Raw genomic sequence first — 11,741 nt, forward strand, 5'->3', positions numbered from 1 at the left:
CGGCATTCAACAAACGAGCAGTGTTTCGCCATAGCTATCGCTTAACGAATGCTTACCCGTCGCTTGTTGTTTGAAATGCCCCCATTCTCAGGTAAAAATTTATCTGTCTGACGAGGTTATATCCCGGCCAGTTTTACGTTTAACAAACACTTCATCCGCTGAATGAAAAGAGTTACTTAAAAGAGTTGCCATACCCGCGTATGGCACCCACCCTCGGCGGTATCAGACTGATTTCAACCCTACGATTGACAGCACGCCCCGCTGCGGTTGTGTTGGTAGCGATCGGCCGCGTTGCACCTTCACCTTTTACGACAAAGCAAATCGGCGATACATCACTGGTTTGTAATATCCAATTTCGTACTGCTTTTGCCCGCGCCAGCGACAGTACGCGGTTTTTTGCGGCATCACCGGTTGAATCAGTATGACCTGTTATCACCACCATCCAGCCCGGTTTAGCTTTAATCTCGATCAATGCGTTCACCAGCACTTTGCCCGCTTCTGGCTTAAGACGTGACTGTCCAACGTCAAACAGTGACATGCTGCTCAGGTTCAATGTCTGTGGCAACGGCTTGCCACTCTCCGGTACAGCAGGCGAAGATACCGGTAACACCGCATGGTTGATCACAGCCATCAATGGCGTATAAAGGCGATCACCTAAATAAAGCCCTAACCCTAAACGCACCAGCTCGCCATCACGTTGATATTTTTCCAGCAACGTCGCATCAAGCTTAAGTTGATGGTAAGCCTGCATTTTTGCGTCGCTATCTTTCACGTCAACTACCCGATAATGCTGTAAATCACTGCGTATCTGGCGTAACAGGTGCAAGTTGTTCCAGACACTGGAGGCCAACGCCAGACAAACAAACCCGCTCAGTAGGCCGATGCCCCAGATGACCGCTCGCCGGTACGGTGTATGACCAACATGATGTGGCAACAGGCGTAACATAGCATTGGGAAATGGCGATACATTCACCGCCTCAGCAATACTGTGGCTAATGCGGGGTAAAGTGGTACGGTTGATCAGCCATTTCGTCCATAAGCTGTCTGCCTGTGGCGTTTGTGGCAAAAACGTCAGCGCCATTGCTATCGGGTAACAAGGCCGACTGACCAGCTCCAGGGATTGACATTCGTTCAAGATGTTTTCTACCATCCAACGTTGCCATGCCGCCGCCACAATCGCTTGTTGTAAACGTGTGACGCGTTGCTGTGCATCTCCTTCGGTCAACCAGATATTCATCTCAACAGCAGCGTGTTTTTCTCCCCATACCGTCATTGTCGAGCTATCTGCCTGTAGCTCGAACCACGGGCTGATATCGCCATCAAGATAGCTGGCGATCAATACTGGTGTATGACAAGCGGTCAGTTGAGTAACACGATCAACCTGATAGCGAAGTTCCCTGATCTTTGCCGCCATCACCGCGTGATCCCATTGCTGTTCAGGAAAGAGTGTTAATAACACGCTGATCTGCCTACACCAATCAGGTCTGGCTGCAATAATCGCTTCTACCAGCATGCTCATCTCACTTTGTTTCGGCACACAGATAAAACAGCCCTGTGGCGTGAAGCGTACCGATTCTTCCGCAAACAGGGTTGCCACGCTATCTCCGCAGGTTAGCACCACAGACTGGCGCCACGAAGCAGCAGGTAATGCCGCCATCAAACGGCAAATACTGGCCTGATGGGATATTTCAAGTGTGGTACGTCCCACCCACCACCAGGCAATCAACGTTACCATCAAGATCGCAGCCAACCACAATGCAACTGACACATTCCCTAACGGGAGGAAAAATAGGCATAACAGCGCCGCCAGAACACCAGCTAAAAGCCACAACGCTCGTTTTAATACGCAACTCAATTTGCTCTCCTTAGCCTTACCCAACAGACAAATATTGCTGAAGATAGAGACGCAGACCGCACCACACCAAAGTTACTCCGGCTATGGCCAAGCATCCCCAAAACCACGGAGAGCATGCACGCCAACATTGGCCCTGATGACGGTCTGCATTGACGCGTATCATCTGATGAGGTTGCACCACCATCACCCCGGCACGATCAGTCAAGATATCCAGTAATGACTGACGTTCCTGAGAAATTTTTTCCAAGTCACCCCCCTGAAAGCCCAATGCCAATACACGCTGGAAACCCGCTAATACCAGCAGAGAGGGTTGTGGTTGATTCAACACTTGACGTATACGTTCAAACAGCCGTTCTCCAGCATGGTTGCTATTGCAAAATAGTGTCTGCAACGGCGTTTTCGACCAAGTTTCATAGCCATTATCCCGCTCAGGGTGTCTGAATATGGTTTCATCCAGCAACGCACACAAGGCATAGATGATGTGAGCCATGTGCTCTTCGCTGATACCACTTGCACTTAATTGCTGTCGTGCCTCTTCTATCAACTCCACCCCTTTTTGATATAACGCCTCACCGTGCACCGATTTATCACCGCTTTTTAGCGCAATGACTAACATTCCAATGTCAAGCATCAGGTCATCAATTGAAATCTCTTTATTCATAGATCCTCCTCAAGGAAATCCCAGGGATGAATCAGCCCCAGATGCGCAATACAGTTGTTGGTCAGTGCCTCCCAACGCGCTTGTTGTTGTAATTCCCCATGACCAGCAATTTCAACGGTAGCTCAACCTTTTTCCGTGCACCGCCAGTATGTAAATCCAATTTAATATTAATACGCAACGCGACTTAGAGACTTCATTTTGAAAACTTGCAGTCATTGATGGCTCCTTACTACCAAAAACAGAATAAAAATATCATGTGTCACGGCATGATATTTTTATGAAATAACACGCTTTATCAGATAGTTACGAATCAGACAATTAGACAAACAGCAAATATGAGGGGGATGAATAATGGCATCTCAATTGACGAATGGCTTAACAAAACAACCGATGCAAAATAACCTCAAACTATACTCACGCTAACGAAAGAATTACCGTAGAAAACATCCAACAAAGAAAAAATTAATCTTGTATAGATAATAAGAGGTACAACCTCAACAGAAGTTAAACAAGACAAAATTAAATAAAAATAAACAAAATTCAGGAAATCCTTAATGACATTTCGTAACCAATTATAATTGTTACTATTTTTAATTCTTAATTTGTTACAAATTGTAATAATCTGTAATAACCAGTAAAAATATGCAATAAATATCGGATAATTGTTATTATTATTTCACGACTTTATTTTATCTTCTTTGCTAAAATGAGATTGATTATTAATTACATTATTAATTATATATCCTATGGATTTCAAGATGCATCGCGACGGCAAGGGAGTGAATCCCCGGGAGCATAGGTAACTATGTGACCGGGGTGAGCGAGTGCAGCCAACAAAGAGGCAACTTGAAAGATGACGGGTATATCAATATCTCCATCAACCAGCGTATTAACCTATACACAGTACAACTCACTTCATTAAGCAGATTTGTTCTTTATTACAATAAACGGTAAACGAAATAATTTAATGAAATAGATATTAGAGAGATAAACGATTTCTACGCGTATCAGCATTTCAATAATTTAATTATTAGTTCAAATAAAAACTTGCCTAATAGTCAATCAACCGAACTATCGACAAGGTAATCAAAAATACTGAACAACACGCGGAGAAATGCTTTCATTTCAATAAATGTCTATTGGTACAGCACATTATCCGATATATTCAATATCTCATAATGCTATATCATTTCCAGATCAATATTATTATCATTAAAATTCAACGTCAGTATCTTATTTCCTCCACCTCGATTATTACCAGAGATCTCTAATGCATTATCGTAAGTGAATTCCCTATTTATAGAATACTTAACCGCATTTTCATTCGGTGGATTACAATAATCCTGAAATATCCAAATATTAAATTCAAATTCAGATTTAAATCCCCTTTCAGTATAGATATGAATGGCTTTATTAGGTTCATATTTATCACCTATCCAGGGAGCCCATAAATTGCCATGCCATTCAGACATTTTATCCACAGAGAATCTTTTCCTGACAATATATCCATGTTCAACGACAACTTTACAAGGCATTTTATTATAAATAGATTTAATATTTGTTACTCCTGCGATAATATTAATAGCTGGTTTATTCTGAGTGTTACTTAATTTTCGTTCCATTTTATTCACCTATATCAATTAGTAAGTTAAATAATAATTTTGATAGGATTTATACCCTATGGATTTCAAGATGCATCGCGACGGCAAAGGAGCGAATCCCCGGGAGCATAGATAACTATGTGATCGGGGTGAGTGCAGCCAACAAAGAGGCAACTTGAAAGATAACGGGTATATAATAACTTCATCCTTTCGCACACTATAATCCAGCATTGACCTAAATTATCCTTTCAACATTAATTTCCCCCTGTGACATTACACTTAAAATAACATTAAATTATTATTAATCACGCCTATCCTCTTATATCAATGATTAGCCTTAAATTAAAATATAGCGCAAAATATATATTTTATCATTAAGGCTAGCTCACATATCTATCGTTATTTTCCCTTAATTGCTATGGTAAACATTATCCACTAAATTTTTCGTCCCTCTTTTCATCATCCGGGCTAATTTTATTACGTATATAGGTAATACCAGAGCGCTAACCATAGTCAGTATGAAAATAGGCCGCACGTTCTCAGCAATAATCTCCTTACCATCTAAGAAAATGGAGGAGAAGAAGAACACCACGCCGGCTCCTAAATTGGAAAATGCCATCTGGAGAGCACCAAAACCCGCACGATTTTCAGGGGTCGAGGCATAGGAAGCGAGCACATTTGCAGCCATCACCTGTACATAAGTCGCGAACATAAAAAGTGAGAAGAAAACGTATCCATTTATTTTTCCCGTTAATCCCAGAAAAATATTAACAATAAATAACGTCGCCGCGGCAATGGTAATTCTCTGAGGAGGGTATCTATCGCAAAGTTTCCCGGTTAAATAAGTACCCAACCAAGACGCGATACCACCGCAAAAGAATACCAGTGAGACCTGATTTTCCGGGATATAAAATACATTGGTTAATAGCGGAGCAAGTATCGGAATAAGCATGAAGGGACTAAAGTTACTGACGCCGCTTGCCATTCCAGCTAATGTTATTTTTTTGGTCAGCACAATTTTGTTCTGATTATTTTTTACTTTCTCTGTTCCTGGGATAAAGAAGAGGATCAGAGGCAAACTTACTATGCATAAAATAACGATAAATAGAAAAGAGACTTTCCAGTTAAAACTCTCGGCCAAATATAAACACAACGGTATACCTAAAATACTCACAAATGAAAAAGATGAAAACGCAATTCCCAATACCCTTCCCCGCATACTTTCCGGGGAGTTATTCAGTAAGATGCCAATTCCTACTCCCAATGTCACCCCACCAAACAGACCGGCAATGATACGTAACAGAATAAGTTGGTATGGTTCTGAGGAGAAAATCGTCAGGAACGTAATCAGGCCGAGAAACAGGGTGTTTAAAATGAGAACCTTTCTTTTATTAAAACGATCAATAAAGAAAAAGGATGTCAGGCCAGAAAATACCGAGGAGAAAACATAAGCACCGGCAATAACCCCCGCCATCGTAACCGGCATGTGAAAATCTTTCGACATATAAACAAAAAGCGGCGTTACCATCATGTACTCTAACGCATTAATAAACTGAACTAATGCGACAACCACTGCAATAATAACTATATTATTAGTTCCAACTACCTGATTATTTCCAATTAACTTCGACATTATGAGTCCCAATTTCTGTTGGCTTAAATTTCATCGACACAGTAAGCAATTTACATCACACGCAGAGCAAAAAAAAGCACTATGTATCATCACAGTAAGTGCCTGACGTAATCAGACTTGGGATAGCGGGTAATGGTAAAGCAGAATAATCAAGCAACAACAATTTCAACAACCTATTCATTGTCAGAAGTAAGTAACAAAGGCACTGTCTTTACCGAATAATCATTAGGGTTGATACTCAATCGGCAAGCGTTTATCGCTACTGCTATCCCGACTAAGAATCACAAAAAGTAAAGCCCCCTATTTATCACAATGGCTCAACTTAAAGAATTATGGGGCGGTAATAGGGTGAGCTCAGAATAATTTCAAGGGATATATCAACGATCATAAACACATAACAAACTTTCTGGAGAAATTATGGCGAATATACTTAAATATGGTGATACCGTAAAAATATTAAATAGTTTCAGAAACTGGGATGGTGGATATCTTAGTGTATATGGAACGAGTGGTATTTCAGATGGAAAATATACCGTGATAACCACCACTCAAGCCGGAACATTCTGGCGAATTGAATCAGCAACGGGCAAACCCATCGGCAGTGAAGTTATTAACAATGATACTATTTTACTCTACAATCTTTATCAATGTGACGGCGGCTACTTAGGCCATTATGCAGCATCAAATCAACAGGTTCCAGAAGGCGAAATATACCCGATACATACCTCAAATAAAAACATCCGTCCAGAAACATTAGAGTGGATTATTTATTCTGACATGCCATCTATTGATGGGAAAATCAAAGAAGATGAAAGTATTACGCTATATAACCGTTGGGGAACCAGAGGCTTTCTCGATACTAATGGTTGGGTTGGAGTCCCTGAAACAGTATGTCATGTATATACTTCTGCTAATAACCTCCGCAAACCTTATACCGGCCTGTGGAAAATGACACAAGTTAAAGATCCTTGTCTCCCGGTTACCAAACCCTCCAATTGCGCCGGAGAATGCGGCACTAGTGACGGCGGTAAATATTGCTTCCAATTACCTCAAAGTATTCGATTTGGTCTGATAGCTTATGCTAATACAACTACCCATCAACAAACAGTAAAAGTCTATATTGACGATCTTCTGGTAGATACATTCACCGGCAAAGGAACCGATACCAAAGCTTATACATCAGGTACAGGAAAAGTTTGTATCGAGATTATCGGGGATGGCAAACCCTGTAAACTCCGTTATGCCTATAATACCCTTGATGGAAAACCGGGAACAGTCACTATTGGTGCTGAAAATGACGCCAATAATAATTACAATGACAGTGTGGTGGTATTGAATTGGCCACTGGTAAATTAGTTTAAAACACCCGGTTAATTTCACCACAAAAAATTATTAATAAATTAAAGCGGTGTTATATGCCGCTTTTTCATATAAAAACATTATCAATCTAATATATTTTTAATATGTTATTATTAAAACGCAAAATAAAATTAAATAGAAATATAAAATAGTGATTTACACCTGAATTGCACAATATAATCCTTACCCCATAGTATATATTTATATTTTTTAAAAAAAACAACATCATTAAATAAATAAATAATTTATTAATATATAACATTGCCATAATCTATCTTTTATATTAATTTTCAAAGCGTAAACTTTTCTGTTTCGACAAATAGTCTTAATATCATTGTTAATATATTTTATCTATGAACAGTAAATTTAACAAATATGCAAAATCAATGACAAATTTAAAAACCATGAAGGATATATATTAATGAATACATCCAGTTATCTTTTTCTTAACTCGGAAAATATTAAATACAATGAAATATCTGGTCAGAATGGAGTATACGCAGGCTATCCCCAACCTGTCAGTAAAGATTGGCCTAATCTTCCTGTCGAATTCCAAAGACATATTGACGATGTGATTAATTTAAATGGTTATTTATATTTCTTTAAAGGATCGCAATATCTTAAATTCGACATCGCAAAAGCTCAGGTAGCTGAGGGACCTAAACCCATTGTAGAAGGATGGCCGGGATTAATAGGAACCGAATTTGAAAATGGAATAGATGCAGCTACGGAATGGATCGATATAAAAAAACCTAACATCACCGATGTCATTTGTTTCTTTAAAGGCAGCGAGTGTATCGATTATACTGTAAGTTCACATACGATTAATAAAAAAACTATTTCAGAAAAATTGGGAGCAACTGGGAAATATTCAGAATTCAGTACAAATCTGGATTCCGCAATTTTATGGAGGACTCGTGGATACCATTATATCTTCATTTTCAAAGGTAACTCTAATATCCGATTTAATCTGAAATTAAATGCTATCGATGGGGGACCAACGACCCCTAATAAAATTAATTGGCTAGGAGTTACCTTCAACAGAATTCAATCTGCGGTATCAGTTGATACAGATTTGTTAGGTAATCAAAACTGTGGCGGAACATGTGGTAATAATGACACCGGTAACTACTGTTTCCAATTACCGCAGAGCACCAGATTTAGGCTAACAGCCTACACGAATACTGATGTTCATCAGCAAATGATAAAAATCTATATTGACGACATTCTGGTAGATACATTAACCGGCAAAGGAATTGATAACTTAACCGCCACAAAATCTTACTCATCAGGTACAGGTAAAATCTGTATTGGGATTACAGGGGACGGAAAACCCTGCAAACTCCATTATGCCTATAATACTCTTGATGGAAAACCCGGTTCAGTCATTATCGGCGCTGAAAACGGCACCAAGAATAATTACAATGATTGCGTTGTGATATTGAATTGGCCGCTAGTGTGAATGACACATGCTTTAGAAATTGCACCACAAACAAAAGTAAAATATCGCATCCCTGAGAGATAAGGCTGTTCGGTTAAAACACTTGAACAATTTCACATGTTTAAAATAATTCAGAGAATATCTTCTTCTCTGGATTATTTTATCGAATTAACCGAAAAATACCCCTATAAATGGCTAGGATCTAAACTTTGGGAAGATATTCAATCACTGATCTCTCCGCTAAGTTCTATCAGATTCACTTCGAAATCCTTTCATCATGCAATATCGATCCAAACGCAGGCAGAAATGCTTGAGCAAATTTCTGGTTGTATTTTTTTCATCTATAACCTGACTTAAACATGGTTCCCAATATTCATATTGAAGGGTTGAAAATATTCTCAGGCTAATTATTTATTTGTGGCGTCAGAGAATATTGACACGTTAAAGGCTTGTAATAAGCCATGTAAGACTAAAGCAATCTCATATTACTATGCTACTGTCAGTGCCGATAAGAATCACGTTGCTTTAACTAGGCAAGTTTCAACTGTTTAAAAAATACATTGCAGGAGAAATAACAATGGATAACTATTATGATGTTTTGATTATTGGCGCGGGTATTGCCGGCATTGGTGTAGCATGTCATTTGACAAGGAAATGTCCTGATCAGAAGTTTATTATCTTAGAACGTCGCCAGAGGATAGGCGGTACTTGGGATTTATTTCGCTATCCCGGCATTCGCTCAGATTCAGATATGATGAGCTATGGCTATGAATTCCGCCCCTGGACAGACACCAGTATTTTTGCCGATGGGCCCTCAATTAGAAGTTATATCAATGCAACGGCAAAAGAGTATGAAGTTGATAAGAAAATAGAGTTTGGGCTAAAAATCACTCAGACTGACTGGTCAAATACGACTCGCCAGTGGACCGTTACCGCGATTGACGAAATCAGTGGGGAAACTCGGCAATTTACCTGTCGCTTTCTCGTCGCTGCAACAGGTTATTACAACTATGATGAGCCTTATTTACCTAAATTCCCCGGCATTGAAGATTTCAAAGGCCCGGTAATTCACCCTCAACTCTGGCCTGAAGAGTTGGATTATAAAGGAAAACGGGTTGTTGTCATTGGTAGTGGTGCAACAGCAGTTACTTTACTACCTGCAATGGCACATGATACTAAACATATCACTATGCTACAGCGCTCTCCCAGTTATATCTTTTCAATGCCTGGAAGGGATAAGATAGCAGAGCTTTGCAAAGGCATTATTCCACAGCGCTGGATTTACACATTGAGCAGAAAGCGCAATCTTTTTCTATTTCGCTTAATTTATAAAATAAGTCGACATTTACCTACATTATTGAAAGCGTTTTTACTGGCATTGGCTCGCAAGCGCGTCGGCCCAGATTTTGACATGAAGCACTTGACGCCAAAATACATGCCATGGGATGAACGGCTCTGTCTTATTCCCAGCAATAACCTATTCAAGGTACTAAAAGAAGGTAAAGCCTCTATTGCTACTGACCATATTGTACGTATAACTGAAAACAGTATCTTATTAAAATCGGGCAAAGAATTACCCGCAGATATTATTGTTACAGCAACTGGGCTGAAATTACATTTTCTTGGTGGAATTGAACTCTCTATTGATGGGCAAAAGCAACAAAGTCATGATCGCATGCTTTATAAGGGAACGTTGATACAAAATATCCCTAATTGTGCCTGTGTATTTGGTTATATCAATAACGCTTGGACATTGAAAGTTGATCTATCTGCGGATTATATCTGCCGTTTATTGAACGAGATGGAGCGTCGCGATGCTACCGTTGTGACACCACATGCTCAGCCAGGTGAGATGCAGGAGGACGAACATATTTTTGGTGCTTTGCGATCTGGTTACGTAAAACGTGCAAACGACTCGCTTCCTCGTCAGGGATATAGTTCAAACTGGCAGATTCCACATGATTACAAAAAAGATAAACAAGTTTTGGGTCAGCCTATAGATGATGTCGCGTTGCAATGGAAATAACCGCCCGAAATTAATAATTATCTGAAATGGGGATAATCTACTTATCCCCAATACCATAAAACTAATGGCTCGTTATTACCCATCGCTTCGATAGCCAAGAGAAAACCAGCCCAGATATCACGCCAAAAATATGACCTTCCGTTGAAATATTCGCTTGCCACGGTAACAAGCCAAACACAATCCCACCGTAATATACAAACACGAGAATCGCAAAGAAGAAATCTTTTACTCTTCTCAGGAAAAAGGCGTTAGCCAGCAGCAATCCCCATAAGCCAAAAATCCATCCGCTGGCACCAATATGAATAGCCGTGCGCCCAAATAACCAAACTAATGTTCCGCCCATAAAGATAATAAACAGGCTGGCTAGCACATAATAACGAATGGAGTGTGTCATAAGTAATGCACTCAAGACTAATAATGCGGGAAGATTGCTGAACAAGTGCCCCCAGTTACCATGCAGGAATGGAGATAGTGGAATACCAATTAACCCTTGAGCATATCGGGGAATGATGCCGAAATGACTTAATGCGCCACCGGTTAAAGTATCAAATAATTGGATTATGATCAGTATTGCTGCTAATCCTATTAGCATATGAAAGCGTTATTTTAGCCCTGTTTTCACCGTGTTGTTGCCTTATGATTTATTGAAAATCAAAATGAACTTTGTCTCAATAAAGGTGTTATGGTCAAAGTTGACACTACGACCACCACTATATCCCGAAAGTTTGGAATTTAACAGTTTTGATGTAAAAGCTAAATTCTATTTTGACACAACCAATTCGGTTTGGTGATAAAAAACAATCATAAATAACTTATATGGACCCCCACTCTTTTTATTCTCTGCTATTCATGTAGGGGGATGAATTTAAAAACGTTTTCACTTTCTCAAGCAACTGCCACATATACTGACAGCCATGATTTCGTGTCACCGTTTCATGCCAGGGCGCGAGCATACTTTTTTACCCCCCCCCTTGAATGAACCGTAATTATATGATCTCATTCTCCTTATTTTTCTTTTTAATACTCGCCCATGAATCCGAACCAGACCCTGATTGAACATTTAACCGTTGTGAAAGAAACTCGTTCTGACATCAATCGTCAATACGAGCTGATTGATGTTATTTTTCTTGTCATCAGCGCCATTCTCGCTGGCGCTGAAGGTTGG

9 protein-coding genes and 3 pseudogenes are annotated in these 11,741 nt (G+C 39.7%); 5 read left to right on the forward strand and 7 right to left on the reverse strand.

Translation table 11 applies throughout. The features are described from left to right. Positions 1 to 172 precede the first annotated feature (172 nt). From AAC155_RS17380 to AAC155_RS17390, 3 genes and pseudogenes are all read right to left on the reverse strand, one after another. The gene (locus AAC155_RS17380; RefSeq protein WP_113043512.1) at positions 173 to 1,855 is read right to left on the reverse strand and encodes an OmpA family protein; all 1,683 of its coding nucleotides are present in this window, start codon (positions 1,853 to 1,855) and stop codon (positions 173 to 175) included. Positions 1,856 to 1,871: 16 nt separating this feature from the next. Then, positions 1,872 to 2,516: a type VI secretion system protein TssL, short form gene (gene tssL, locus AAC155_RS17385; protein WP_113043513.1), complete on the reverse strand. Its 645-nt coding sequence runs from the start codon at positions 2,514 to 2,516 to the stop codon at positions 1,872 to 1,874. A gap of 82 nt (positions 2,517 to 2,598) precedes the next feature. Further along, positions 2,599 to 2,732: pseudogene (locus tag AAC155_RS17390) on the reverse strand (type VI secretion system contractile sheath small subunit); the annotation flags it as partial. Between the two features lie 591 nt (positions 2,733 to 3,323). Between AAC155_RS17390 and AAC155_RS17395 the strand changes: the two are divergent. Then, positions 3,324 to 3,470 (forward strand): hypothetical protein, encoded by a 147-nt coding sequence (locus tag AAC155_RS17395; protein WP_158536597.1) that lies wholly within the window; start codon positions 3,324 to 3,326, stop codon positions 3,468 to 3,470. A 227-nt stretch (positions 3,471 to 3,697) separates the two neighbouring features. Here the strand turns inward: AAC155_RS17395 and AAC155_RS17400 are convergent, their stop codons facing one another. Then, positions 3,698 to 4,138, reverse strand: coding sequence for a hypothetical protein (locus tag AAC155_RS17400; protein ID WP_113043514.1), 441 nt, complete (start codon positions 4,136 to 4,138; stop codon positions 3,698 to 3,700). A gap of 388 nt (positions 4,139 to 4,526) precedes the next feature. Then, positions 4,527 to 5,750: an MFS transporter gene (locus AAC155_RS17405; protein ID WP_113043515.1), complete on the reverse strand. Its 1,224-nt coding sequence runs from the start codon at positions 5,748 to 5,750 to the stop codon at positions 4,527 to 4,529. Positions 5,751 to 6,167: 417 nt separating this feature from the next. On the opposite strand from AAC155_RS17405, the gene AAC155_RS17410 reads away from it, so the two are divergent. The 3 genes from AAC155_RS17410 (at position 6,168) to AAC155_RS17420 (ending at position 10,576) form a co-directional block, all read left to right on the forward strand. Next, a complete protein-coding gene (locus AAC155_RS17410; RefSeq protein ID WP_113043516.1) occupies positions 6,168 to 7,106 on the forward strand; it encodes a fucose-binding lectin II in 939 nt (312 codons plus the stop codon). Between the two features lie 424 nt (positions 7,107 to 7,530). Continuing rightward, positions 7,531 to 8,571 (forward strand): fucose-binding lectin II, encoded by a 1,041-nt coding sequence (locus AAC155_RS17415; RefSeq protein ID WP_113043517.1) that lies wholly within the window; start codon positions 7,531 to 7,533, stop codon positions 8,569 to 8,571. A gap of 556 nt (positions 8,572 to 9,127) precedes the next feature. After that, positions 9,128 to 10,576 (forward strand): flavin-containing monooxygenase, encoded by a 1,449-nt coding sequence (locus AAC155_RS17420; protein ID WP_113043518.1) that lies wholly within the window; start codon positions 9,128 to 9,130, stop codon positions 10,574 to 10,576. A 61-nt stretch (positions 10,577 to 10,637) separates the two neighbouring features. Here AAC155_RS17420 and AAC155_RS17425 read toward each other — a convergent pair whose 3' ends face one another. Beyond that, a complete protein-coding gene (locus AAC155_RS17425) occupies positions 10,638 to 11,168 on the reverse strand; it encodes a rhomboid family intramembrane serine protease (RefSeq protein WP_113043519.1) in 531 nt (176 codons plus the stop codon). A gap of 241 nt (positions 11,169 to 11,409) precedes the next feature. Beyond that, positions 11,410 to 11,514, reverse strand: a pseudogene (locus AAC155_RS17430) (IS630 family transposase); the annotation flags it as partial. A gap of 92 nt (positions 11,515 to 11,606) precedes the next feature. Between AAC155_RS17430 and AAC155_RS17435 the strand changes: the two are divergent. Beyond that, positions 11,607 to 11,741 (forward strand): annotated as a pseudogene (locus tag AAC155_RS17435) (transposase family protein); the annotation flags it as partial.

It is taken from the genome of Photorhabdus sp. HUG-39, assembly GCF_963878365.1.
In the GTDB taxonomy this organism is placed as follows: domain Bacteria; phylum Pseudomonadota; class Gammaproteobacteria; order Enterobacterales; family Enterobacteriaceae; genus Photorhabdus; species Photorhabdus kayaii.

Bases quoted from the DNA above. Each gene is read 5' to 3' on its own strand.
- AAC155_RS17405 (WP_113043515.1), bottom strand. From the start codon at position 5,750: ATGTCGAAGTTAATTGGAAATAATCAGGTAGTTGGAACTAATAATATA.
- AAC155_RS17425 (WP_113043519.1), bottom strand. From the start codon at position 11,168: ATGCTAATAGGATTAGCAGCAATACTGATCATAATCCAATTATTTGAT.
- AAC155_RS17415 (WP_113043517.1), top strand. From the start codon at position 7,531: ATGAATACATCCAGTTATCTTTTTCTTAACTCGGAAAATATTAAATAC.
- tssL (WP_113043513.1), bottom strand. From the start codon at position 2,516: ATGAATAAAGAGATTTCAATTGATGACCTGATGCTTGACATTGGAATG.
- AAC155_RS17410 (WP_113043516.1), top strand. From the start codon at position 6,168: ATGGCGAATATACTTAAATATGGTGATACCGTAAAAATATTAAATAGT.
- AAC155_RS17420 (WP_113043518.1), top strand. From the start codon at position 9,128: ATGGATAACTATTATGATGTTTTGATTATTGGCGCGGGTATTGCCGGC.
- AAC155_RS17400 (WP_113043514.1), bottom strand. From the start codon at position 4,138: ATGGAACGAAAATTAAGTAACACTCAGAATAAACCAGCTATTAATATT.